The organism is Oceanibium sediminis (assembly GCF_003265325.1).
Lineage (GTDB): Bacteria > Pseudomonadota > Alphaproteobacteria > Rhodobacterales > Rhodobacteraceae > Halovulum > Halovulum sediminis.
Window position 1 is genome coordinate 505,759 of record NZ_QGNX01000003.1, and the last position, 23,502, is coordinate 529,260.

The 23,502-nt window shown below is 67.3% G+C and carries 16 protein-coding genes and 1 other RNA gene; 5 read left to right on the forward strand and 12 right to left on the reverse strand.

Going from position 1 to position 23,502, the window contains the following annotated elements; translation table 11 throughout:
• Positions 1-110 precede the first annotated feature (110 nt).
• The 5 genes from DJ029_RS10950 to DJ029_RS10970 form a co-directional block, all read right to left on the reverse strand.
• On the reverse strand, positions 111-1,712 hold the full coding sequence (locus tag DJ029_RS10950; RefSeq protein WP_112322471.1) for an ABC transporter ATP-binding protein: 1,602 nt from the start codon (positions 1,710-1,712) through the stop codon (positions 111-113).
• On the reverse strand, positions 1,709-2,815 hold the full coding sequence (locus tag DJ029_RS10955) for an ABC transporter permease (protein ID WP_112322473.1): 1,107 nt from the start codon (positions 2,813-2,815) through the stop codon (positions 1,709-1,711). The genes DJ029_RS10950 and DJ029_RS10955 overlap by 4 nt, the downstream gene beginning before the upstream one ends.
• The gene (locus tag DJ029_RS10960) at positions 2,812-3,888 is read right to left on the reverse strand and encodes a microcin C ABC transporter permease YejB (protein ID WP_112322475.1); all 1,077 of its coding nucleotides are present in this window, start codon (positions 3,886-3,888) and stop codon (positions 2,812-2,814) included. Before DJ029_RS10960 ends, DJ029_RS10955 begins: the two co-directional genes overlap by 4 nt.
• 1 nt (position 3,889) lies before the next feature.
• Positions 3,890-5,812 carry an extracellular solute-binding protein gene (locus DJ029_RS10965; RefSeq protein WP_232823045.1) on the reverse strand — a complete coding sequence of 641 codons (1,923 nt, stop codon included), beginning with the start codon at positions 5,810-5,812 and terminating at the stop codon, positions 3,890-3,892.
• Between the two features lie 175 nt (positions 5,813-5,987).
• The gene (locus tag DJ029_RS10970) at positions 5,988-6,533 is read right to left on the reverse strand and encodes a c-type cytochrome (RefSeq protein ID WP_112322478.1); all 546 of its coding nucleotides are present in this window, start codon (positions 6,531-6,533) and stop codon (positions 5,988-5,990) included.
• Positions 6,534-6,644: 111 nt separating this feature from the next.
• Here DJ029_RS10970 and DJ029_RS10975 point away from each other — a divergent pair, with 111 nt between their 5' ends.
• Positions 6,645-7,484 (forward strand): prephenate dehydratase, encoded by an 840-nt coding sequence (locus tag DJ029_RS10975; RefSeq protein WP_112322480.1) that lies wholly within the window; start codon positions 6,645-6,647, stop codon positions 7,482-7,484.
• 28 nt (positions 7,485-7,512) lie between these two features.
• Here the strand turns inward: DJ029_RS10975 and nudC are convergent, their stop codons facing one another.
• Positions 7,513-8,484 (reverse strand): NAD(+) diphosphatase, encoded by a 972-nt coding sequence (gene nudC, locus DJ029_RS10980; RefSeq protein ID WP_112322482.1) that lies wholly within the window; start codon positions 8,482-8,484, stop codon positions 7,513-7,515.
• 150 nt (positions 8,485-8,634) lie between these two features.
• On the opposite strand from nudC, the gene ffs reads away from it, so the two are divergent.
• Positions 8,635-8,732: signal recognition particle sRNA small type (gene ffs, locus DJ029_RS10985), an RNA gene on the forward strand.
• An 11-nt stretch (positions 8,733-8,743) separates the two neighbouring features.
• On the opposite strand, the gene DJ029_RS10990 is transcribed toward ffs, so the two are convergent.
• Entirely contained in the window at positions 8,744-9,637 is an 894-nt protein-coding gene (locus DJ029_RS10990) for a Hint domain-containing protein (protein WP_157966344.1), read from the reverse strand.
• 370 nt (positions 9,638-10,007) lie between these two features.
• Here DJ029_RS10990 and DJ029_RS10995 point away from each other — a divergent pair, with 370 nt between their 5' ends.
• The 3 genes from DJ029_RS10995 (at position 10,008) to recR (ending at position 13,068) form a co-directional block, all read left to right on the forward strand.
• On the forward strand, positions 10,008-11,840 hold the full coding sequence (locus DJ029_RS10995) for a DNA polymerase III subunit gamma/tau (RefSeq protein WP_112322486.1): 1,833 nt from the start codon (positions 10,008-10,010) through the stop codon (positions 11,838-11,840).
• A 118-nt stretch (positions 11,841-11,958) separates the two neighbouring features.
• Positions 11,959-12,303, forward strand: coding sequence for a YbaB/EbfC family nucleoid-associated protein (locus tag DJ029_RS11000; RefSeq protein ID WP_112322488.1), 345 nt, complete (start codon positions 11,959-11,961; stop codon positions 12,301-12,303).
• A gap of 165 nt (positions 12,304-12,468) precedes the next feature.
• Positions 12,469-13,068, forward strand: coding sequence for a recombination mediator RecR (gene recR, locus DJ029_RS11005; protein ID WP_112322490.1), 600 nt, complete (start codon positions 12,469-12,471; stop codon positions 13,066-13,068).
• On the opposite strand, the gene DJ029_RS11010 is transcribed toward recR, so the two are convergent.
• The 5 genes from DJ029_RS11010 to iolG all read right to left on the reverse strand — a co-directional run bounded on the left by DJ029_RS11010 (position 13,045) and on the right by iolG (position 23,501).
• Positions 13,045-13,992, reverse strand: coding sequence for a DMT family transporter (locus tag DJ029_RS11010; protein WP_198671116.1), 948 nt, complete (start codon positions 13,990-13,992; stop codon positions 13,045-13,047). The genes recR and DJ029_RS11010 overlap by 24 nt on opposite strands.
• A 275-nt stretch (positions 13,993-14,267) precedes the next feature.
• Positions 14,268-15,269: a hypothetical protein gene (locus tag DJ029_RS11015; RefSeq protein WP_112322494.1), complete on the reverse strand. Its 1,002-nt coding sequence runs from the start codon at positions 15,267-15,269 to the stop codon at positions 14,268-14,270.
• A gap of 156 nt (positions 15,270-15,425) precedes the next feature.
• Positions 15,426-20,726 (reverse strand): AAA family ATPase, encoded by a 5,301-nt coding sequence (locus tag DJ029_RS11020; RefSeq protein ID WP_112322496.1) that lies wholly within the window; start codon positions 20,724-20,726, stop codon positions 15,426-15,428.
• Between the two features lie 20 nt (positions 20,727-20,746).
• Positions 20,747-22,288 carry a hypothetical protein gene (locus DJ029_RS11025; RefSeq protein WP_198671117.1) on the reverse strand — a complete coding sequence of 514 codons (1,542 nt, stop codon included), beginning with the start codon at positions 22,286-22,288 and terminating at the stop codon, positions 20,747-20,749.
• A gap of 226 nt (positions 22,289-22,514) precedes the next feature.
• The gene (iolG, locus tag DJ029_RS11030; protein WP_112322498.1) at positions 22,515-23,501 is read right to left on the reverse strand and encodes an inositol 2-dehydrogenase; all 987 of its coding nucleotides are present in this window, start codon (positions 23,499-23,501) and stop codon (positions 22,515-22,517) included.
• Position 23,502: the final 1 nt, after the last annotated feature.

Genomic DNA, 23,502 nt, shown 5'->3' on the forward strand with positions numbered 1-23,502 from the left:
GGGGCCCCGCCGCGGTGGGCTGGTTTTGCGTGCTTGCCGGGTGCGGTGCGCTTGGTTGGCGGGGGCCTCCGGCGGGAGTATTTCTTGAGTAAAGTGGGGGCGGGCGGCGCTTAGCTGGCCGCCCCGCCGGGGGTTCCGAAGGCGGCGGTGAGCAGTTCGCGGGTGTAGGGATTTTCGGGGGTGTCGAAGATCGCCGATCCGGTTCCCGCCTCGACCACGTCGCCCTGTTTCATGACCAGCACCTTGTGGCTGAGCGCGCGGACCACGCGCAGGTCGTGGCTGATGAAGATATAGGCCAGGCGGTGGCGTTTCTGGAGGGTGCGCAGAAGCTCGACGATCTGCACCTGCACGGTCATGTCGAGGGCCGATGTCGGCTCGTCCAGCACTACGAGTTTCGGTTGCAGGATGATGGCGCGCGCGATCGCGATGCGCTGGCGCTGCCCGCCGGAGAATTCGTGTGGGTAGCGATCCATCGTGGCCGGGTCGAGGCCGACTTCGTGCATGATTTCGGCGACGAGCTCTCGCGGGGTGCCGGGACGTTTGTGCACGGACAGCCCCTCGGCGATGATCTGTTGCACGGTCATGCGGGGGCTGAGCGATCCGTAGGGGTCCTGGAAGACCATCTGGATGGCGCCGCGCAGGGGGCGCAACTCGCGGTTCTTCAGCCCGTCGATGCGCTGCCCGTCGAAGGTTATCGGTCCCTGCGAGGAGATCAACCGCATCACGGCGAGGGCGAGGGTGGTCTTGCCGGAGCCGGATTCGCCCACGATGCCGAGGGTTTCGCCCTGCCGGACCGAGAGAGTGGCGCCGTTCACCGCCTTCACGTGGTCCACGGTCTTGCGCAGGAAGCCGCGCTTGATGGGGAACCAGATGCGCAGGTCCTCGGTCTGGACGACCTCGGCAGCGTCCTGCGCCACTGGTTCGGGGCGGCCTGTCGGCTCGGCCGCGAGGAGTTTGCGGGTGTAGGGGTGTTCGGGCGCGGTGAAGATGGTTTCGGTGGGCCCCTGTTCCACGATCTCGCCGTTTTGCATGACGCAGACCCGGTCCGCGATGCGGCGCACGACGTTCAGGTCGTGGGTGATGAAGAGCATGCCCATCTTCTCCTCCGCCTGGACTTCGGCGAGGAGGTCGAGGATCTGCGCCTCGATCGTGACGTCAAGCGCGGTGGTGGGCTCATCGGCCACCAGCAGGCGCGGGCCGTTGGCGAGCGCCATGGCGATCATCACGCGCTGGCGCTGGCCGCCCGACAGCTGGTGCGGGTAGGCAGAGAGGCGGCGTTCGGCGTCGCGGATGCCGACGCGTTCGAGCAGTTCCAGCGTGCGTTTGCGCGCCGCCGCTTTGCCAAGCCCAGAGTGCAGGGCCAGCGCCTCGCCCAACTGCTTTTCCAGCGTGTGGAGCGGGTTCAGCGAGGTCATCGGCTCCTGGAAGATGAAGCTGATGTCGTTGCCCCGGACCTGGCGCAGTAGCGTGTCCGAGGCGCCGATCATCTGTTGCCCGTCATAGGTGACGGAGCCAGCGATGCGCGCGCTGTCGGCCAGCAGCTTGACGGTGGAAAGCGCGGTGACGGACTTGCCGGAGCCGGATTCGCCCACCAGCGCCACGGTTTCCCCGGCGTTCACGGCAAAGCTGACGCCGCGCACGGCCGCTGTCGTCGCGCCATCCTGGACGAAATCGACGGTCAGCCCGTCCACCTGCAACAAGGGCGCATTCATTGGAAAGTCTTTCGTGGGTCGAAGGCGTCGCGGACCCCCTCAAAAATGAAGACCATCAGCGACAGGAGCACGGTGAGCGAGACGAAGGCCGCCCAGGCCAGGTGCGGGCTTTGCAGGTTGTTCTTGGCCTGCAGGGCCAGCTCGCCCAGCGAGGGGTAGGAGGGGGGCAGGCCGAAGCCGAGGAAGTCCAGCCCGGTCAGCGTGCCCACGGCGGCGGTGATCAGGAAGGGCAGCAGCGTGACGGTGGCGACCATGGCGTTGGGCAGCATGTGGCGGAACATGATCGTGGTGTCCGACACGCCCAGGGCGCGGGCGGCGCGGACGTATTCGAAGTTGCGCGCACGCAGGAATTCCGCGCGCACCACGCCGACCAGCGCGGTCCAGGAAAACAGCACGATCAGGAAGGTCAGCAGCGTGAAATTCATGGTGAAGATCGCGCCCATGATGATGATGACGTAAAGGGCGGGCGTTGCGCCCCAGATCTCGATCAGGCGCTGGAAGATCAGGTCCAACCAGCCGCCGAAGAAGCCCTGCACCGCCCCCGCGACGATTCCCACGAGCGAGGAGAAGAAGGTCACGATCAGCGCGAAGAGGACCGAGATGCGAAAGCCGTAGATCACCCGCGCCAGCACGTCGCGGGTCTGGTCGTCGGTGCCGAGCCAGTGGTCCGCGTCCGGGGCCGAAGGGGCGTTGGCCACACCGTAGTTGATGGTGTTGAAGGCGTAAGGCACGGGCGGGCGCAGGATCCAGCCCGCTTCGACCCGTTCCCCTTCGAATTCGCCGTCCGCGGCGTCGGCGATCACACCCTCGGGGTCGTCGAAACAGGCTTCCAGCCCGCCGGTCTTGACCAGGCAGATCAGTTCGGGTTCCCAGTAGTCGGGTTCGGTCTGGAAATCGCCGCCGAAGGTGGTTTCGGGGTAGAAACTGGTCACGGGGGTGAAGATTTCGCCCCGGTAGCTGACCAGCAGCGGTTTGTCGTTGGCGACGAATTCCGCGAAGAGGGCGATGAAGAACAGCACGCTGAAGACGATCAGCGACCAGAAGGCGCGCCGGTTGCTGCGGAAGTTCCGCCACCGGCGTTGGTTCAGCGGGGAAAGCTTCATGTCTCGCGGCTCTCGAAGTCGATACGCGGGTCCACCCAGACGTACATCAGGTCGGACACGATGCCGATCAGCAGGCCGATCAGCCCGAAGAAATAGAGCGTGCCGAAGACCACCGGGTAGTCGCGGTTCAGCACCGCCTCGAACCCGAGCCTTCCCAGCCCGTCGAGGGAGAAGATCACCTCGATGATCAGGGAGGAGCCGAAGAGGACGGCCAGGAACAGGCCCGGAAACCCGGCGATGATGATCAGCATGGCGTTGCGGAACACGTGGCCGTAGAGGATCCGCGTTTCCTTCAGGCCCTTGGCGCGGGCGGTGACCACGTATTGCTTGCGGATTTCATCGAGGAAGGAGTTCTTCGTCAGCAGGGTCAGCGTGGCGAAGGCGCCGATGGTGGCGGCGGTGACGGGCAGCACGATGTGCCAGAGGTAATCGGTGATCTTGTGCCAGGTAGAGAAATCCTCCCACCCGTCGGAGGTGAGGCCGCGCAAGGGGAACCACTGGAAGTAGGAGCCCCCGGCAAAGAACACCAGCAGCATGATCGCGAACAAAAAGCCCGGTATCGCGTAGGCGGCGATGATGATGGCGCTGGTCCAGGTGTCAAAGCGCGAGCCGTCGCGCACCGCTTTGCGGATGCCCAGCGGGATGGAGATCACGTAGGCGATCAGCGTGGACCACAAGCCCAGCGTGATCGACACCGGCATCTTTTCCAGCACCAGGTCAATGACCGAGATGGAGCGGAAGTAGCTTTCGCCGAAGTCGAACTGGATGTAGTTCCAGAGCATGCCGAGGAACCGCTGCCAGGCGGGTTTGTCGAAGCCGAACTGGCGTTCGAGATCCTCGATGAAGTCCGCGGGCAGGCCGCGCGCTCCCTGGTAGCCGCCGTCCTCGCCGCCGCCGACTTCGGATGCCCCGCCGGAAATGCGGTCCGTGGCGGCGCCCGCGTCCTCCAGCTGGCTGATGATCTGTTCGATCGGGCCGCCGGGCACGAATTGCACCAGGACAAAGTTGATCAGCATGATCCCGAACAGCGTCGGGATCACCAGCAACAGTCGTCTTAGGATATAGGCGCCCATATTACGGCAGCGGTGCTCCCGCGGCTTTCAGGGCGTCGACCTTGTCCTGGTCGATCCACCAATAGGCGTCGCCGCGCGAATAAAGCGGCTTTTCCTCGGGGCGGCCAAAGATGTCCCAGTAGGCGATGTTGTGCTCTCCCTTGTACCAGTTCGGGACCCAGATGTGCTTGTCCCGGAGCACGCGGTCAAGGGCGCGCACGTGCGCCTCCATGCTTTCGCGGCTGTCTGCCTCGATGATGCGCTCGATCAGCGCGTCGACCACCGGGTCGGCGACGCCCGCGAAGTTCAGCGTGTCGGGCTGCGCGGCGCTGTCGGCGCCGAAGATGCGGCGCAGTTCCAGCCCCGGCGTCAGGGACATCACCAGGCGGCCCGGGATCAGGTCGTAGTCCAGGTCCTTCTGGCGCTGTTCCATCTGGGCCGCGTCGATCAGGGCCAGGCGCGCGTCGATGCCGACGCGTTTGAGGTTTTCCACGAAGGGGTTGATGATCCGCTCGAACGCGGGGCTATCGTCCACAATCTCGAGGGCAAGAACTTCGCCCTCAGCGTTCTTGCGGATGCCCTGGTCAAGGGTCCAGCCTGCCTCGTCAAGCAGGGCGTTCGCGCGGCGGATGACCGAGCGGGACAGCCGGTCCGCGCTGTTTTCCACGGGGGTGAAGACCGGTTCGTCGAAGATGCGCGCGGGCAGCTGGTCGCGGAACTCCTCCAGCACCTCCAGCTCTGCGCCCTCGGGCAGCCCCTCGGCCTGCATGGTCCGGGTGTTTTCCCAGAAGCTGTCGGTACGTTCGTAGATGCCGTAGAATAGTGCCTCGTTCGACCATTCGAAGTTGAACATCATGCCGATGGCTTCGCGCACCCGCGGGTCCTGCAGCTTGTCGCGGCGGGTGTTGATCCAGAAGCCCTGCGTGCCCGAGGGGCGGTTGTCCGGGATCGAGGTCTTGACGACCCAGCCCTTGTCGATGGCGGGGAAGTCATAGGCGGTGGCCCAGAGCTTGGAGAAGAATTCCTCGTGCAGGTAGTAGGCGCCGGATTTGAACGCCTCGAAGGCGACGGTGCGGTCGGTGAAATATTCGTAGGTGATGCACTGGAAGTTGTTCGCGCCGATATTGGCGGGATGGTCCCAGCCCCAGTAATCGGGGTTGCGGCAATAGGTGATGGAGCGGCCCGGGTTGGCGTCCTCCACCACGTAGCCGCCGGAACTGACCGGCGCGTCAAGCGAGGATTCGGCGAAATCCCGCTCTGCCCAGTAATGCTCGGGCAGGATCGACAGGCCGCCCGCCAGCTGGATCAGCTCGCGTTTCGGGGCCTCGGGGACGAAGGTGAACTTGACGCGGTGGGTGTCCAGCGCCTCGATGCTTTGGATGTCCTTGTAGGCGATCTGGTAGGTCGGGTGCCCCTTCTCGCGCAGGATATCGAGGGAAAAGACGACGTCCGACGCTTCGATCGGCTCACCATCGGAAAAGGTCGCCTCCGGACGCATGTTGAAGATCACCCAGGAGCGGTCCTCGGGGTATTCCAGCGACTCGGCGATGAAGCCGTAGGCGCTGTCCGCCTCGTCCGCCGAGCCGACGAGCAGGCTGTCGTGCATCAGGCCCAGGCCTTGCGCGGCGTTGCCCTTCAGAATGAACGGGTTGAGGCTGTCAAAGGTGGTGGACGCGCCGACACCCACGAAGCGCATCGTGCCGCCGATGGGGGCGTCGGGGTTCACGTAGTCGAAATGCGGGTAGTCGGGGCCGTATTTCAACTCTCCGAAGATCGAGATGCCGTGGGCCTTGGTGACATGGGCATCGGCCCGCGCGACGCCGGCCCAGATCAGGGCGGCGAAAAGGACGCTCAAGCTGGCGAGCGTCGCAAGCAGCGGGCGCACGGGATCGGCCTTGGCCGTCGCTGTCCGGGTGGTCATTTCTGTGGCGGGGCGTATTGGCATGGTAACCTCTCTCCCTGAACTTTCCTGTCAGAGAGTAATCCCATTTGACTGAGGGTAAAGGCGAAAGCCCGTGCCTTGGCTCACAATCCCGCGGGCGGACGCGGGCGAGGGGGCCAGACGCAAACGGCCCCGCACGATGGCGGGGCCGTTTGGTGTTCTGTCAGGCGGGGCGGGTTTAGCCGCCGATGCTTTCCAGGTACTTGATCAGGTCGGCGCGGTCTTCGACGTCGCGCATGCCGCGGTAGCTCATCTTGGTGCCCGGCGCCCAGTCCGAGGGGTTCGCAAGGAAGCCATTCAGGTTTTCCGGGGTCCATGCCTCGCCCTTGCCGGCCAGCGCGTCGGAATAGGAGAACCCGTCGACGCCACCGATATCCCGGCCGACCACGGCGTAAAGGTAGGGACCGACGCCGTTCGCGCCATCTTCCAGCTTGTGGCAGGACGAACAGGCGCGGAACAGCCCTTCACCGGCGGCGGCATCCGCAGCGGCGTAGACTTCGCCGAAATCGACCTCGGGCTCTGCGGCCACTTCGGTGGTGGCGGCAGCGTCCTCGACCTCGATCACATAAGCGTTCTGATGGTCGTCCCCGTGCCCGCTGGCAGGGTGAATGATCGCACCGGCGCCGGTTTCGATCAGCAGCAGGACCAGAAGGCTTCCGCAGAGCCCGCCGACGATCTTGGTGATTTCCATGGTGTTCATGCTGGACCCAATCGTTCTTGTCATATGTCTTTCGGCCGCCAATAGGCGCCCCGTCGCGACTTGTCTATCCGCTTCCCCTATGCTTTCGCAAGGTATAGAAGGCGCGACCAAACGACATTGGCAGGGGCAGAGACGATGAGCGGACAAAGCGGGGTAATCTCGTTCCAGGGCGAACTCGGGGCCTATTCCCACCAGGCCTGCCTGGAGGCGCGGCCCGACATGACGCCGCTGCCCGCCACCACCTTTGAAGGGGCGATCGACCTGGTGCGCAGCGGCAGCGCGGACCTGGCGATGATTCCGGTGGAAAACTCCACCTATGGCCGCGTGGCGGACGTGCACCAGCTGCTGCCCGAATCCGGCCTGCACATCGTGGGCGAGCATTTCGTGCGCGTGCACATCAACCTGCTGGGCGTGCCGGGCGCGCGGCTTGACCAGGTGACGCGGGCGGAATCCCATAGCGTCCTGCTGGGCCAGTGCCGGGGCTTCCTGAAGGAGCATGGCATCGCGCGGGTCGCCGGGTTCGATACCGCCGGGGCGGCCAAGCACGTGAAAGAACAGGGCGATCCCACGATGGCCGCGCTCGCCTCGCCCCTGGCGGGGGAGATCTACGGGCTGGAGGTGCTGGCGGACGCGATCGAGGACAACAAGTCCAACACGACGCGCTTCCTGATCATGTCCCCCGAGCCGGTCGCCGCGCCGCAGGGCGAGAAGGTGATCACGTCCTTCCTGTTCCGCGTGCGCAACATCCCGGCCGCGCTTTACAAGGCGATGGGCGGGTTTGCGACCAACGGCGTGAACATGGTGAAGCTGGAAAGCTACATGCTCGGCGGCTCATTCACCGCGACGCAGTTCTACGCCGATATCGAGGGCCACCCCGAGGATCGCGCCGTCGCGCTCGCGCTGGAGGAGCTGCGCTTCTTCACCGATTACCTGCATATCCTCGGCACATACCCGGCCGCCCGCGACCGGGGCTGAGGGCCGCGCTGGATCGAGGCCGCAGGCCTCAGCCCGCCTGGGGGATGCGGCCCGACAGCCAGTGATCGATCAGGAAATGCGCGATGGCCCCCTTGCGGGCGGGGCGGATTCGCGGCGTCGGGCTGACGTGTTCGGCGATCAGCTCTTCGCGGGTGATCCAGAAGGCGTCCTCCAGTTCCACCGGGTCGAGCGTGATCTTGTCGTCCAGTGCCTCTCCCCGGCAGCCGATCATCAGCGAGGCGGGGAAGGGCCAGGGCTGGCTGGACAGGTAGCTGACCGGCCCGACGGGGATGCCGCTTTCCTCCAGCACCTCGCGGCGGACGGCCGCTTCGATGGTTTCGCCCGGCTCCATGAACCCCGCCAGCAGCGAGTACATGCCCTCGGGCCAGCCGGGGGAGCGCCCCATGAGCAGTCGCGGGCCATGGGTGATCAGCATGATGACCACGGGGTCCGTGCGCGGGAAGTGGTGTGCGCCGCAGTCCGGGCAGGTGCGCCGCCAACCGCCCAGCGACACTTCGGAGGCCGCGCCGCAGCGCGCGCAATGGCGGTGGGTCTCGTGCCAGGCGAAGATGCCCTTCGCTGCTGCCGCGTCACCGGCGTCGCGCGGGTCCAGCACGCCCATGGCCGCGCGCAGGTCAAGGAACGCCTGGTCCTCGGTCATGGCCGGGTGCCGGTTGGTCGAGGTGTCGACGAACAGCGCCATCGTCGCGGGATCGGCGGCGGGATCCTCCCAGGGGGAGATGTCGTGTGCGAATCGTGGCGCGCCCCCATCCAGGCCCAGGAAGATCGGCGCGTCCGTCGCTTCTTCCACCAGGGGGGATGAAATCGGCAGCCAGGCAAGGCGCGGCGCGTGCTGGGGTCCTTCGAACACAGCCTTGCCGCGCCAGAACACGCAGGTGCGCGTCCGCGGATCGGCCAGCAGGGGGCCGGTGTCCTCGCGCAGGTGGCCGGCGCGGTCGATCCCGCCGCCGCCGAAGAGGACCGATTCGCTGTCGAACATGGATTTCGTCCTTCGTGCTGGTCTGCCTCCCGGCTTAGCGCCTGGGCCGGCACATGGGAAGGCGGCGGTGCGCGGGGAAGCCCGGAACCCGCCACACAATCCGCGTCCGCGCCGCTTGCCCATCCGGGGATCACGTCTTATATGGCGAGTCGAGAGGTTGGCGCGGGCGGACGCCTCGCCAACCCGGTCAGATCCGGAAGGAAGCAGCCGTAACGAGTCCCGTTCGGGTCGTGTTCAGCCTCTCACCCTTTTCCCTACATCAGCCGTTCAGCCAGGCCCGCGCACTCGGATCGTGGACCGAGATGCGCACGCGGTCGCCATAGGCGCTCAACCCCTGGGCCAGGTGCGGCATCACGTCGGTGAGTTCCGCGCGCAGGCGGTCGTCCATCAGGTGCGGCGGCGCGAGGGCGGGGTGGAAGCTTTCGCAACACGCGCCATTGGCGAAGATGATCTGGTGGCGATCCATCAGCAGCGTGTAATAGCTGACGATGTCATTGCCGCAGGAAAGCGAGAGCCCGGCGCCGTCAAGCAAGTCGCTGGCGGGAACCAGCACCTCGGACAGACCGAACAGCGCCTCGGCCCGCGGGCCGGCGATCAGGATCTGAAGCTGCGGAGAGACCAGCATTTCCTTGTCCGGCCCATTGGCGCCCAGCGCGCCCGCGCGGATGTGAATCGGGGTGAAGCCGCCACGGGCCACATGGGTGGTGCGCCCGATCCAGCGCAGCGGCTGCGGGCCCTCGTCAGCGGTGATGATGCTGTCACCGGGGCGCAGATCGCGGACCGGGACTTCCCCGTTGACCGTGCGGATCCGGGTCGCGCCGACAAAGCTGGACAGCACCGCAAGCGAGGGCGCGGTCCGATTGCGTTTCACCGGCGCGCGCGCCGCGGACATGAGGACGGAATGGGGGATGTGCCACTGGCTGGGGTCATGCCCGTCCATCGGCGCGAAGAAACTGCCGCCATCGGTGTCCAGCACCAGAAATTCGCGGTGTTTGCCCTGCCGGTCGCGCAGGGTCACGGCGGCGATCCGCTCGTACCGGTCGTTGGCTTCGCGGGCCGCGCGGCGCAGATCGCGCGCGAAGGCGGGGGCGAAATGCGCATCGCGCACACCATCCCCACTGGCAGCATAAAACTGGATTGCACCCATGGTCATACCCTCACTCATGACGCGGTAACGGTTACAATGCCGTCACCAGATTTGGTGGATCGGGGTGACCCGGCCTGCCAGCCGAAATGCGCGCGCGCTGCCCGAATTGATGAGGTAATACAGACCTATCAAAGACTTGCAAGCAGTGCGGGCGCATTGCCCTCCACCTGTTACACCGCCACGATGATTCGAAATTGTTGCATTATTATGGCGGAAACAATCTTGGGATTTGTCACGTTTTGTGACGGAGTTTTACATAAATTCAATCGCTTACTCCGGACCCCCTCCGCGCGGGCCTGGCACCGGGCGGAATTCCATGCCCCCGCGGGGTCAATTCGGTTCCCGAAGGGGCCGAATCCTGCTAGCGATTCCGACCATGACTGACACCGACGTTTCCGCCCCGATTCCGGCTGACGCTCCAGCACCAGCGCAAGCGCCCTACCAGGTGCTGGCGCGCAAGTACCGGCCCTCGACCTTCGCGGATCTGATCGGGCAGGGCGCGATGGTGCAGACCCTTCAGAACGCCTTCGAGGCGGACCGCATCGCCCATGCGTTCATCCTGACCGGGGTGCGCGGGGTGGGTAAGACGACCACGGCACGCATCGTGGCCAAGGGGCTGAACTGCGTCGGGCCGGATGGTACCGGCGGGCCGACGATCACGCCCTGCGACCAGTGCGAATCCTGCATCGCCATCGGCGCGGGCCGCCACGTTGACGTGATGGAGATGGACGCCGCCAGCCGCACCGGCGTCGGCGACATCCGCGAGATCATCGACAGCGTGCACTACCGGGCCGCCAGCGCGCGCTACAAGGTCTATATCATCGACGAGGTCCACATGCTCTCGACCAGCGCGTTCAACGCGCTGCTGAAGACGCTTGAGGAACCGCCCGAGCATGTGAAGTTCATCTTCGCCACGACCGAGATTCGCAAGGTTCCGGTCACGGTCCTCAGCCGTTGCCAGCGCTTCGATCTGCGCCGGATCGAGGCGGAGGTGATGATCGCCCACCTCCGCGGCATCGCCGAAAAGGAAGGCGCGGCCCTGGCCGACGACGCGCTGGCGCTGATCGCGCGTGCCGCCGAAGGCTCTGTCCGGGATGCGCTCAGCCTGATGGACCAGGCGATTGCCCATGGCCATGGCGAGGTGACCGCCGACCAGGTGCGCGCCATGCTCGGCATGGCGGACCGGGGCCGGGTGATGGACCTGTTCGACCTGGTGATGAAGGGCGACGCCGGGGGCGCGCTGGCCGAACTGTCCGGGCAATACGCCGATGGCGCGGACCCGGTTGCGGTGCTGCGCGACATGGCCGAGGTGACGCACTGGGTGTCCCTGTTGAAGGTGACGCCCGAAGCGGGCGACGACCCCACCGTCAGCCCGACGGAACGGGACCGAGGCCAGCAGATGGCCGGGGGCCTGAGCCTGCGCCAGCTGGCGCGGATGTGGCAGATGTGCCTGAAGGCGCTGGAGGAGGTAGCCGCCGCCCCCAGCCCGATGATGGCCGCCGAAATGGCGGTGATCCGCATGACTCACGTGGCGGACCTGCCGACACCCGGGGAACTGGTGCAGAAGCTGAAATCCGCGCCGCCCGGACTGGGCGCGCCGCGCCCCGGTGGGGGCGGTGGCAATGGCAACGGTGGCGGCAATGGCGCGGGCCCGGTTTCGGCGGCGCCGGCGGGCATGGCGCCACAGGGCGGCGGACATGGCGGCGGCGGTGGCGGCGCGCGGATGAGCGCGGCCCAACCTGCCGTGGCCGAACAGAACGAGGCGCTGCTGCGCTATGAAACCTTCGAAGACGTGATCGCCCTGATCCGCACGCGCCGGGACATGCGCCTGCTGGTCGAGGTGGAATCCCATGTCCGCCTTGTGCGCTATGCCCCCGGCCGGCTGGAGTTCGAGCCGACGCCCGACGCACCGCGCGACTTGGCTGCGCGGCTGGCGCGCCAGTTGCAGGCCTGGACCGGCGTGCGCTGGGGCGTTTCCGTCGTCTCCGAAGGTGGCGGGGAAACCATCGCCGAGGCGAACGCCGCCCGGCGCACGGACCTGATCGGCCAGGCGATGCGCCACCCGCTGATGCAGGCCGTCATCGCCGCCTTTCCCGGCGTGAGCGACGCCAACATCAAGGTGACCGAACCGATGGAGGAAGCCCCCGAGCCGGTGGTTCCCTACGAGGAACAGGGCGAGGACTGGGACCCGCTGGACGATTTCGACTGATCCCGTACTACGTTTTCGCGTGCTCCAAGCAGCCGCGTGGCCTTGTTCCCATGCCGTGGCGTGCGTATGTCTGTCCGATGCGGATCCTGCGGATCCCGATGACAAGCGGAGAAAAGAGATGCTGAAGGGACTGGGCGGTCTTGGCGATATGGCCAAGATGATGAAACAGGCGCAGGAGATGCAGGCGAAGCTTGCCGAGGCGCAGCAAAACCTTGAGACGATCACCGTCGAGGGCGAGGCCGGCGCGGGGCTGGTCAAGGCCACCGCCACCGCGAAGGGCGAGTTGACGGGCCTGTCAATCGATCCCTCGATCTTCTCGCCCGAAGACAAGGAAGTGGCCGAGGATCTGATCCTTGCCGCGATCAAGGACGCCCAGAAGCGCGCGGCCGAACGCTCGCAAGCCGAGATGGCCAAGGTCACGGAAGGGCTGGACCTGCCGCCGGGCATGAAGTTGCCTTTCTGAGCACGGGCGGGCCGTCGCCGGAGCCTCCGGCGGGGATATTTTGAGACTTTGGAGGGGCGGTGTATCGCCCCGCCCCCGGCACGGAGCCGGTTGCAGGCGTGGCCCTTTGGGGGGCGCCGGCTTTTGGGTGCTTGACTGTTCCCGCCCGGCCCGAAACAACAGGGCATGAGCGACGCGGGACGGGAAATCGAACGACTTGTGGACCTGCTGGCGCGGTTGCCGGGGCTTGGCCCCCGCTCCGCCCGCCGGGCGGTATTGGCGCTTTTGAAAAAGCGCGTGCAGCTGATGGAGCCGCTTGCGCGCGCGCTGGCGGATGTGGCGGCGAGCGTGCGGACCTGTGAGACCTGCGGCAACCTTGGTTCCGGGGCGCAATGTGCGATTTGCAGCGATCCCAAGCGGTCCTCGGCGGAAATCTGCGTGGTGGAGGAGGTGGCCGACCTTTGGGCGATGGAGCGAGGGCGCGCCTTTCGGGGCCGCTATCACGTTCTGGGTGGCGTCCTGTCGGCGCTGGACGGCGTGGGGCCGGAGGAGTTGCGCATCCCCGACCTGTTGCGCCGGATCGAGGCGGGCGGCGTGGAGGAGGTGATCCTCGCGCTCAATGCCACGGTGGACGGCCAGACCACGGCCCATTACATCGCCGACCGGCTTGAGGGATCGGCCGTGCAGGTCACTTCTCTTGCGCAGGGCGTGCCTGTGGGTGGGGAGCTGGACTACCTGGACGACGGCACGATTTCAGCGGCGCTACGGGCCCGCAAGCGATTCTGAGGCTTTCATCGCGGCGCGGGCCTGGCGCCGCGACATCGCCTCGCGCCGGGCGATGTAAAGCGTGGCACCGACGATTATCGCCGCCCCGAGATAGGTGTAGATGTCGGGCTTTTCGCTGAAGAAGAAATAACCGCCGAATCCGATCAGTACCAGGCGCAGGTAGGTCACGGGGCCCAGCACCGATGCCTCGGCGTGGCGATAGGCCTGGATATCGGCGATCCCGCGGATGATCCCGCTGACCATGACCACCGCGACAAGCCCCCAGGCGAGGGCGGTGGGCGGCAGGCTGGCCACCGGCAGCGCCACGGGGATCGAAAGCACCAGCGTCACGACGACGGAGGAGACATAGGCGGCGACCGGGCCATCGGCCTCGGCCAGGGCGCGAGACTGCGTGAGGGCAATGGCGAAGCAGGCGGAGGAGCCGAGGGCCGTGACCATCGCCCAGTCCAGCGGCGCGAGGCCGGGGCGCAGGATGACGATGGCGCCGAGGAAGCCGACGATCACGGCGCCCCAGCGCCGGGGGCCGACGTATTCGTTCTGGGTGAGCGCGGCGATGACGGTGGCGAAGATCGGCGCGGTCATCATCAGCACTGCCGAGGTGGCAAGCGGGAGTTCGGTGAGCGTGTAGAAGCCAAGGTGCGTGGCGACGGCGATCAGCGTCCCGCGCGTCAGGTGTAGCCAGGGCTTGGTGAAGCGCATCGCGCGTAGTTGGCGCACGACCAACAGGGCGGGCAGCAGCAGTGCCACGCTCAATCCCGCGCGCAGGGCGACGAGCATCCGGCTGTCGATACTGGCGCCGAGGGCCTTCACGCCGATGCTCATTGCGCTGGCCCCGAGCACCGAGATCAGGATCCAGATCACACCACGCAGATTATCCCGCACGGGGGCGGGGATGGCACCGACGGGGGCGTGGTTAATATGCACGGGCTCAACCATGTCAAAGGCATAGGCCCGCGCGCGGGGGGTTACAAGGGCGCGCGGCGGGGGCCGATCGGGGCGAGGTGGCGCGATCATGGTGCGAGGTGTCGGCGGAGGCGCTGCGGTAATGCCCACTGGGGGGGACGTGAGGCGTCACGGCAGGAACCGGTGTTTTCCCCGCGTTTGTTTGTCCTGCCGGGGCAGGGATGCCGCGCGCGGTTGGCGGGCTGTTCCGCCCGTCCTGCCAGTGGAGGGTCACGGCCGGTTTGGCTTTGCGGGGCTCATGATTGCTGTTCGCGGGGCCAGTGTATCCGCGTGGGCGGCTCACCATCCGTACTTGCGGTGGGGTCGAACGCGGGGGCGGAGCGTGGGCGCGGCGGGGATTCCGGTTCGGATGTGGCGGCGGGCGCGGGCCGTGCCGGGCGCAGCCAGGGGCGCAGGGTGACCGGGGGGGAAACGTCTTCGCTTGCGCCCTGCCGGGGGGGCTGCGCGGCGTCCTTTGCCTGGTCGTCCCGCGTGGTTTGGGGGGCTGGCGGACTGTCGGCGTCAGTGCCGATGCGATAGGAGAGCGCGCTCAGTTGCCGCTCGATCCGGGCGCTCACCGCGGCCTGGCGCTTGGCCACGTCGGTCTGCGCGCTGAGCCGGGCGTTAAGGTCCGCCTTCTGGTCGAGGCGCGGCAGGGCGTCGGCCAGTTTCTGGGTGATGCCCTTTTCCAGCGTGGCCGCCTGATCGCTGAGCGCGGCGGAGATCTGGGAGGAGAGGCGTTGAAGCCGCGACTCTTCCTCTTCCTTGCGCGCGGCGAGTTGGGCGGCGATCATCTCCGGCAGGCCGGCGAGGGCGTCGCGCACCTCCTGCATGACCTGTTCAGCGGCGGCGGGCTCGGCCAGGCGTTTGCGCACGTCGCCGAGGATGTCCTGCAATTCCTGCGTGGCAAGCCCCGGCGGCGAACCGTCGCCGCCCTGCTCCGACGCGGCTTCCTGGCGGTGCGCGGCGGTGACGAGCGTCACCTGCGCCTCGGCCATCACGGCGAGGGATCTTTCGATGCGCTCAAGCCCCGAAAGCGCCGCGTCGCGCGGCGGGGGCGGCGCGGTGGGCGCGGGTTCCACCGGGGCGGCTGCCTTTTCCGGGGCAGGCCGGGGCCCCGGATCGGAGGCCGCGCGCGCGGCCCGGCCCAGCCAGGGCAAATGGCCGTTGCACCACTGCAAGACGTGCCACGCCGCCAGTGTGACAACGAAGCCGACAGCGGCGAATCCTAGGGTGGGAATCAAGATCTCATAGCTCACGACGGGCCTGCCCGGTTTACCACCGGGATCGCCCCCGGCACGTTCAGCCAACACGGTTCTGCTTACTGTGTGGTTAATAGTGCCCACATTTTTCAGCCAATGCGCCCTTATGCGCCGAGACCAGGTGATTTATGTGGTATTTCTGCCCTGTGGCGCCTATTCCGCGGCGCGTCCCGCGGCGACGGGGTCTGCCATGGCGGTTTCGGCCCGTGCGGCCAGCGCGTCGGCCACCGGGTCGCCGCCCGCAGCGGCTGCCGCGGCGCGGAAGCCTTCGGCGGCCTCCCCCAAAGCGCCGTCCTGAAGCGCGTCCAGCGCCGCCTTGAAAACGGGCAGCGTCGCAAGGCGGTTGGCGCGTTGCGCCTCGGGAAGCGCGTCGAGGCATTCGAACAAGTCGACCGGGGCCTTGCGCCCGGCCACATGCGCGGGCCCGAGCGGGCGCAGATCGAATCGGTCCGGCGCGCCGAGCGCGTCCACGGTGGTGCGGCTGAGCAGCAGCGGCGTGCGGTACAACTTGGTCAGCCCCTCTATCCGCGAGGCGGTGTTCACCGCGTCGCCGAGCACGCCGCATTGCATGTGGTCCGTGTCGCCGACCATGCCAAGGATCACCGGCCCGGTTTCGACCCCGATGCCGAAACGCAGCTCGGGCAGGTCGGCCCTTTCGCGGTTGTAGCCCTCAAGCCCCTTGATCATCGACAGCGCCCCGAAAAGGGCCATTTCAGCGCTGACTGGGAACAGGGCCAGCAACCCGTCGCCCATGTAATTGCCGACGAACCCCTTGTTGGCGGCGATGCCGGGCTGCACGTGGCTGAGGTAGCGGTTGATCATCTCGATCGTGCGTTTCGGGCCGATCCCGCCGGAGATCCGGGTGAAGCTGCGCAGGTCGGCGAAAACGACGCTCATCGGGGTTTCGACCGCCTCGTTCAGGCTGACGTCGGTGATGCTCTCATAGCCGAGGTTGGACAGAAGCGCCTCGGGGACGAAGCGGCGGTTCGCCTCGGTCTGGCGGGTCTGCGCGTCGAGCGCGTCCTGCACCCGCGCGTAGAGTCGGGCGTTCTCCAGGCTGATCCCGGCCTGGGTGCAGAAAGCCTCGGCGATTTCGACACGGCCCTCGGTGAAGGCGTGGCTGGCAACGCTGTTTTCAAGGTAGATCGCGCCCGTCGTGCGCCCCTGGACGGACAGCGGCACGCAGAGAATTGCGCGCGCCCCGGTGCCGCGCACATGGGCATCCCCATCCAGCAGCTGGTCTGACAGGGCGACGTTGATGACGATCGTATCGCCGGTGCGCAGGCACAGGTCCACCGCCGGGCGGGCGAGGGCGGTGAAATCGTCAAGCGGGATGGCCAGCGGTTCGGGCGGGGTATCGGTTCGGGCCTCCACCTCCACCACGGGGCGGGAAGCTTCGTCCATCAGGATCAGCACGCCGCGATCGGCGTTGGCCCCCTGAAGAACCGCGCCGAGCAGGCGCTCGATCAGGGCGTCGCGGTCGATCTCGGTCGCGACGGCGCCGATGCTGGAAATGAAGTTGCGCAGGTCCAGCGCGGCGGAGCCGGTGGCGGCGGCGGAGTCCTGTACCGGCGCCAGGCGGCCCATGCCGCCGGTGCGGTCGAGCTGCCGGTTGGCCAGCGCCGGCGCGCCCCAGGCGTCGAACAGCTGCGCGGCGCGGATGCGGGAGTTGGCCGCCTCGGACGGGTTGCCGGCCTGTTCCAGCACGTCGCCAAGGCGGGCTTGCGCCATTGCCTGGTACAGCGGGGCGCGGGCCGTCGCCGCCTCGGTCGCGCGGGTCAGGGCGAGGATCGCGCGCCCGGTGTCGCCCGCCGCCAGCGCCTGTTCCGCCCGCAGCAGGTCGAGGCGGTGGGCCATGTTGGCGGGGCAGTACTTCGCCCAGGTGGCCACCCGTCGCATCTGCGCCCGTGCGATCCGGCGCAGCTTGCGCGCCCGCGGGCGCTGCAGCGTCGCGGCAAGCTGGAAGGCGTTCAGCGCGCGATAGAACGCCAGCGCGGGCACCAGGACCTGCGCGACGGCGTTTTCCTCGTATTTCGCGGACAGGGCGAAGTTTTCCTCCGCTGCCTCAAGCCGACCGGCGTAGTGATGCAGGATGCCGGAGGACAGCGCGGTCTGGGTGATCTGCACGCCGTGGTTGCGCTCCAGCGCCTCGGCCATCTTCGAGGGGTGATCGTAGAGCGGGCCGCTCAGGACTTCGTCCAGAACGGGGCGGCGCAAGGCGCGGATCAGTTCTACCCAGGACAGGAAGGTGTGTTTCACATGCTCCATGTTGCAGTCACGCAGGTAGTCCACCACCTCGGCGTAGCGCTGGTCCATGTCCAGCGCGCGGCCCGAGAACAGGTCGGTGTAAAGCAGCACGCCCGCGCAATAGGTCGCGTCCTCCTCGTCGCCCGCATCGCGGTTCTGGGCCCAGTCCTGCAACAGCGGGCCGACGGCGGCCTCCAGCGGTTCCTTCCAGTGGCGGATGAAGGTGTTGAACACGAAGCGGGCGCGCGCCTCGTCCCCGCCGCCATAGCGCTTGCCGGTGGTCAGGGCCAGTTGGCCGAAGGCGTAGCCCCGGTCGATCATGCCGAGCACCCCGCACAGCACCAGCGCCCAGACCGCGAACCCGTAGGGCGAGGCGGGACTTAGCCCGTGCTTCAGGCTGAGCCGGGTCGCGGTAATGCCGATCAGGGGCAGAAGGTTGGGTTCCGCGAAATAGGCGGTGCCGGAGGTTTGCGTGGCGAAGCGGATCGCGGCGCGGATCTGGTTGTCGTCGGTTTCCGGCAGGTCGGCGAAATCCTCCGGGGCACGCCGGCCCTGCACCGCAAGCGCGCTTGCGACGGCGGCGAGCACATGCCCCTTGTGGGGTTTGCGGGGCAGGGGCACGCCCAGCGTGTTGGACACGGCGACAACGATATCCGCCGCGTCGTCATTGCGGTTCTCCGTCGCGAGGTAGCGGATCCTGAGCCCCTGGATCGCGGCGATATGCTCGGGCTCTCGAACATGGGTCAGGGCCTCGTCCGAGAGCCGTTCCAGCTCCTCGATGTCGCCCACCGCGAAGGCGCATTCGGCGCGGGTCAGAAGCAGGCCGGTGATGGTGGGGCGCGCCGTCGCCCAGGGGGTGTCGGGAAGCAGGCTCTGTGCCACGTCCAGCAGGTCGCGCGCGGTCTGGAAGGCCAGGCCCTGGCGCGCCTTGCGCCCGGCGCGCAGGCCAAGCTCGGCGTAGCGGCGGCGTTCTGCGGGATCGATGACCAGCGGCGCGCCCTCGGCGATATGGGTGAAAACCTCGACCACCCGTGCGGACAGCGCCTCGGCGTCCAGTTCCTGCAACAGCAGCCGGCCCACCTGAAGATGGCGTTCCGCGCGGCGCGCATCGTCCAGCCGGTCGTGCACGACAAGGCGCACCTGGTCATGGCGAAAGCGGTAGCGCGCGTTCGCCAGCCCCTGTTCCGCGCCCCCCGTGGGCCCCGCGCCCAGCCGGTCCAGCGCGGCGAACACCGCATGTTCCCCGCCGAGCGGCACCACGATGCCGCTTTCCACCGCCGGCACCATGCCGCGCGCCGTGGCCGCGCCGGGCAGCCCGTGGACGCTGGACAGCGAGCCGAGGTCGAATTCGCTGCCCACGCAGGACGCGGTGTCGAGCAGGTCCAGCGTACCGGCGGGCAGGGTGTCGAGGCGCTCTGTCAGGAACACGGCGACACTGTCGGGAACGCCCTGTTCGCGGATGTTGGCCAGGTCGAATTCCCAGTGCCCCGCCTCGGGGCTGAAGGTCAGGTGGCCCCGCTCATGCAGCGCGGTCAGGAACTCGCGGGCGAAGAAGGCATTGCCTGCGGAGACGCGCGCGATGTGATCGGCCAGCCCGGTGCTGTCCGCGTCACTGCGATAGAGCGTGTCCGCGACCAGCGCGCGCAGGTCCGAGGTGGCGAGCGGGCGCAGGGTCAGCCGGGCGGTCTCGTCCGCCGCCTTCTCCATCGCGGCGATGGTGTGGAGGGCGGGGTGGCCGGGGCCGACCTCGTTGCTGCGATAGCCGAGGATGAAGAACACCGGCTCCAGCCCGGCGGTGGTGCCCATCATCTCCAGCAGGCTGAGTGAGGCGGGATCGGCCCATTGCAGGTCGTCCACGAAGATCACCAGCGGGGCGTCGATGCTGGCGAAACAGCGCAGGTAGCGCAGGATCAGCGCGTTGAAGCGGCGCGCCGCGTCCGCCGGGGGGATCGCCTCCACGGGCGGTTGCGGGCCGAGCATGCGGCCGAGTTCGGGGATCAACTCGGTCAGCAGCGCGCCGTAGTCGCCCACGGCTTCCTGCACCTGTTGGCGGCGCTGTTCCAGCGTGGCGGCATCCTGGGCCAGTTCGCGCCGCATGAGCGAGCGCGCCACCTCGATCAGCGCCAGGTAGGGCTGGTCGCGGCGGAACTGGTCGAACTTGCCGGTATGGAACCGCCCCCCGTTGCGCGCCAGCGGCAGGCGCAGGCGGTTGACGAAGGCGGTCTTGCCGATCCCCGAAGGACCGGCCACGGTGGCAAAGGCGCGCCGCCCCTCGGGCGGGCCGCCGTCATATAGCGCCATGATGCGGCTCAGCTCCGCGTCCCGGCCATAGATCCTGTCGCTGAGGCGAAACAGCGACGTGACGTCCCGCTGTCCCAGCGGAAACGGGCGCACGGTGCCAGTCCGGTTGTAGCTGTCGAGGCAGAGTTGAAGGTCATGCGCCAGCCCGTGCGCGGTCGCGTAGCGCTCGTCCGGGTCCTTGGCGAGCAGGCGATGCACGATGTCGGCGAAAGGCCTGGGCAAGTCGGGCCGGGCTAGCGCCAGGTCCGGGGCGGGCAGCGCGATATGGGCATGGGCCAGCGCCGCGGGATCGGCCTGCGTGAAGGGCAGCGCGCCGCACGCCATCTGGTAGAGCGTGACGCCCAGGCTGTAGAGGTCCGCCCGCTCGTCGATGCCGCTTTCGATCCGCCCCGAACGCTCGGGCGCGGCGTGGCTGAGGATCGGCGCGCTTTCCGCCTGCGCCTGCACGCCCGGTTGCAGGCGCAGTGCGGAGTCCAGCGCGACGAAGCGCACCGTCGCGCCATCCTCGGACAGGATCAGCGTGCCGGGGCGGATGTCGCAATGCAGGATCGCCACGCGGTGCAGCCCTTCGGTGGCACGCGCGATGGCCAGCGACAGTTCCAGCAGGCGGTCCAGCCGGAACCCCTCGGCCGGGATCAGCGCGGAAAGCAGCGTGCCGCCGTCATCCTCCAGCGCCAGGGCCGCGCCGTCGGGCGTGTCCACCAACCGCTGTGCAGGCAGCGTCGCGCCGCCGGCAAGCGCGGCAAGGTCCAGCGCGGACTGGCACATCGCCATGGCCCGCAAGCCCTGCGCGCCCGCGCCGGGGCGGCGCACCAGGACAGGGGTGCCCCCAAGCTGCCCGCGCAGCAGGACTCCAGCAGGCGACGCGTCAAGCGTCTGCCCGATGCTCAGTCCAGCGGTATGCATGGTGTGCCCCGACCTCCCGCTCAGTACTGGATGCTTTGCGGGATCGTCATCTCGTAGGTGCCCGAGGCGCCGATGCTGGCGTCCGGGACAAGCGGTTGGAAATAGGTGCTGGCGTCGGCCTTCATCCGGTCGTTCACCGCGTGCAACGCCACCTGGAACGCGTCATAGGCGTCCTGCAGGCGCTTGTTGGTGAAGGCGTACATTGTCTCCGCCAGGTTCGGCTTGATCGCCCAGGTCTGGAAGAACATGTACTGGCAAAGCGCGGCGCGCTGCATGTCGTTGCCGGTGAACAACTTGCCCGCGAAATCGACCGGCTTGCCCACGTCCTCGGCCGTGGGGGGGGCTACGCGGATGCGCAGGCATTTCTCCACCGGCTGGACCTGTTGCGCGAAGCTCCAGTGATCCCCGCCGTGGCTGACCGAGGCATTCCAGGTATAGACCGCCATGGCATAGCCGAGCCTGTCGGCGTCCTTCACCTCGTCCGGGTGGATGAAGCCGAGGACATGGGTGTGGCAGTACTTCGCCCATTGCTCGACATAGGGCATCAGGTTTTCCTTGCGGGGATCCTCGATGATGTATTTCGCCACCTCGGTGCAGAACGGTAGGAAAGCGTCCTTGAAATAGGCCGAGAGCCAGGTGGAATAACCGCTGTCGAAGTCCAGCTGCGGTTCCATGTAGCTGTATTGCGGGTAGCCGTTGGTGTATCTCTCGCCCTTCAGCCCGGTATAGCCGGCCCCGAACAGCAGCTTCAGGTTGTAGGCGTCGGCCGTCAGCGGATCGAAGCGCGTCCCCTGGGCGTTGTTGTTCACCACCGATTCCGCGCTTTCCAGCACCGCGTTGTCCAGCGGCAGGGAATAGGCGCTGTGCGGGTGGAACAGCTGGAACAGCGGATGGCCCATGGGAACTGAGGTCTTGGTGATCGCGTTCACCGAATCCATCGGGAAGTGCAGCGCGGGATGCACCACGAACAGCACGTGGTAGGCCGCGCCCTGCAAGGCATAGATCATCGCCAGCGCCCAGGCCCGGTCCACCGGGTTCGCGGGCTTGAAATGCACGCCGTTGATCCGGATCGAGGCGACCATCGCGTCGCCGCCCGCCGCTTTCTTGAAGTAGACCACCGTCGGCGCGACGAAGGTGCCGTCGATCGGCTTGACCAGGTCCATCGCGGTGAAATCGTATTTGAACAACTGCGCGTTCGCATCCGAAAGCGACATCTTCGCCTCGGGCAGGTCGGGCAGCGCCCCGGCCAGGCTTTTCAGGTCTTCGCCCGCAAGGGGCTTCTTGAACCGGGTGAACAGGGTGTTGTTCATCAGGTTGGTGAAATGCTCCGTGGTCGGTCCGGCCCATTCAAACACCTCTGAGGCGTAGCGCGCCGCCACCGGCGGGTAGCCGACCCGCGCCTCGAGATAGCGCGCGCCGATGGTTTCGTTGAACAGAAGCGCTTCCATCGGCGGAATGTTCAGAACCTCGTCCGCGCATTTCATCGGATGTGAGGGCGATGGTTGTGGCCACGGTCCCTTGCGCGAATAAAGAAACTGGTCCGGCAATAACGCTTCAGACATGACGACTCCCCAAGTTTTGGTTTAACGGCATGTTAAGCGGGCACAGTAATGTTGCAAGGAATTGTGGTCGCGCCGAATGGGGTTACTCACAAAGGGCCCGAAATGCCCGGTTATTGTGCAGCGCATTTTGCGCTGGTCCGCGCGCCGGCCGAATTGCACTGGCAAGCGCTTCGGCGGACTGGCGCGGGAATGCCCCGCGCCGGTCCGCCGTGATGTCACGTGGCGCTTACAGCGCCACGGGTTTGCCGCTTTGCAGGCTGGTGCTGGCCGCATCCGCCAGAAGCTGCGCCTTCAGCCCGTCGGTGATCGAGGGGCTGACCGGCGTGCCTTTGCTGAGAGCGGTGATGAAGTGCTCCATCTCGCGGCGGTAGGCGTCCTCGTAGCGCTCAAGGAAGAAGTTGAGCGCCGGGGCGCGGGCGAAACCGGCCTCGGTGGCGAGTTCGACGGTGTTTTCCAGCTTGTTCTCGGCGCGCAGCAGTCCCTTGGAGCCGTGCACCTCTATCCGCTGGTCATAGCCGTAGGTCGCGCGGCGCGAGTTGGAGATCTGGCAGATCTTGCCGCTGGCAGTGCGCAGCATGACCGCCGCCGTGTCCACATCGCCCGCTTCCCCGATGGCCGGGTCCACCAGGACAGAGCCCATGGCATGCACTTCGACGGGCTCTTCGCCCAGAAGGAAGCGGGCCATGTCGAAGTCATGGATCATCATGTCGCGGAAAATCCCGCCCGAGGACTTGATGTACTCCGCCGGGGGCGGGGAGGGGTCGCGGGACAGGATCGTGACAAGCTCCACGTCGCCGATATCCCCCGCTGCGATGCGCCCCTGAAGCGTGGCGAAGGACGGATCGAACCGGCGATTGAAGGCGGTCATGAAGGGCACGCCCGCCTGTTCGACGGCGCGGATGCAATCGCCGATCCGGTCGGAACTCAGGTCCACCGGCTTTTCGCAGAAGATCGCCTTGCCGGCCTTCGCGGCGGCGTGGATCAGGTCGTAATGGGTGTCGGTGGGGGTGCCGATGACCACCGCGTCCACGTCGTCCGAAGCGATGATCGCCGCCGTCTCGCGCGCCTCGGCGCCAAGGGTGGCGGCAAGGCGCTGGGCGGCTTCGGGCAGGAAGTCGGACACCGCCGTCACCTGCGCCGCGTCCAGCGCTTTCAGGGTGCGCGCGTGCACCTGGCCGATGCGGCCGCAGCCAAGCAGGGCAATTCTGATCATG

Excerpts from the sequence above, each read along its gene's own strand:
- DJ029_RS10995 (WP_112322486.1), top strand. The coding sequence starts at position 10,008 with ATGACTGACACCGACGTTTCCGCCCCGATTCCGGCTGACGCTCCAGCA.
- nudC (WP_112322482.1), bottom strand. The coding sequence starts at position 8,484 with ATGTTCGACAGCGAATCGGTCCTCTTCGGCGGCGGCGGGATCGACCGC.
- DJ029_RS11020 (WP_112322496.1), bottom strand. The coding sequence starts at position 20,726 with ATGCATACCGCTGGACTGAGCATCGGGCAGACGCTTGACGCGTCGCCT.
- DJ029_RS10960 (WP_112322475.1), bottom strand. The coding sequence starts at position 3,888 with ATGGGCGCCTATATCCTAAGACGACTGTTGCTGGTGATCCCGACGCTG.
- DJ029_RS10950 (WP_112322471.1), bottom strand. The coding sequence starts at position 1,712 with ATGAATGCGCCCTTGTTGCAGGTGGACGGGCTGACCGTCGATTTCGTC.
- recR (WP_112322490.1), top strand. The coding sequence starts at position 12,469 with ATGAGCGACGCGGGACGGGAAATCGAACGACTTGTGGACCTGCTGGCG.
- DJ029_RS10965 (WP_232823045.1), bottom strand. The coding sequence starts at position 5,812 with ATGCCAATACGCCCCGCCACAGAAATGACCACCCGGACAGCGACGGCC.
- iolG (WP_112322498.1), bottom strand. The coding sequence starts at position 23,501 with ATGATCAGAATTGCCCTGCTTGGCTGCGGCCGCATCGGCCAGGTGCAC.
- DJ029_RS11000 (WP_112322488.1), top strand. The coding sequence starts at position 11,959 with ATGCTGAAGGGACTGGGCGGTCTTGGCGATATGGCCAAGATGATGAAA.
- DJ029_RS10955 (WP_112322473.1), bottom strand. The coding sequence starts at position 2,815 with ATGAAGCTTTCCCCGCTGAACCAACGCCGGTGGCGGAACTTCCGCAGC.
- DJ029_RS10990 (WP_157966344.1), bottom strand. The coding sequence starts at position 9,637 with ATGACCATGGGTGCAATCCAGTTTTATGCTGCCAGTGGGGATGGTGTG.
- DJ029_RS10975 (WP_112322480.1), top strand. The coding sequence starts at position 6,645 with ATGAGCGGACAAAGCGGGGTAATCTCGTTCCAGGGCGAACTCGGGGCC.
- DJ029_RS10970 (WP_112322478.1), bottom strand. The coding sequence starts at position 6,533 with ATGACAAGAACGATTGGGTCCAGCATGAACACCATGGAAATCACCAAG.
- DJ029_RS11025 (WP_198671117.1), bottom strand. The coding sequence starts at position 22,288 with ATGTCTGAAGCGTTATTGCCGGACCAGTTTCTTTATTCGCGCAAGGGA.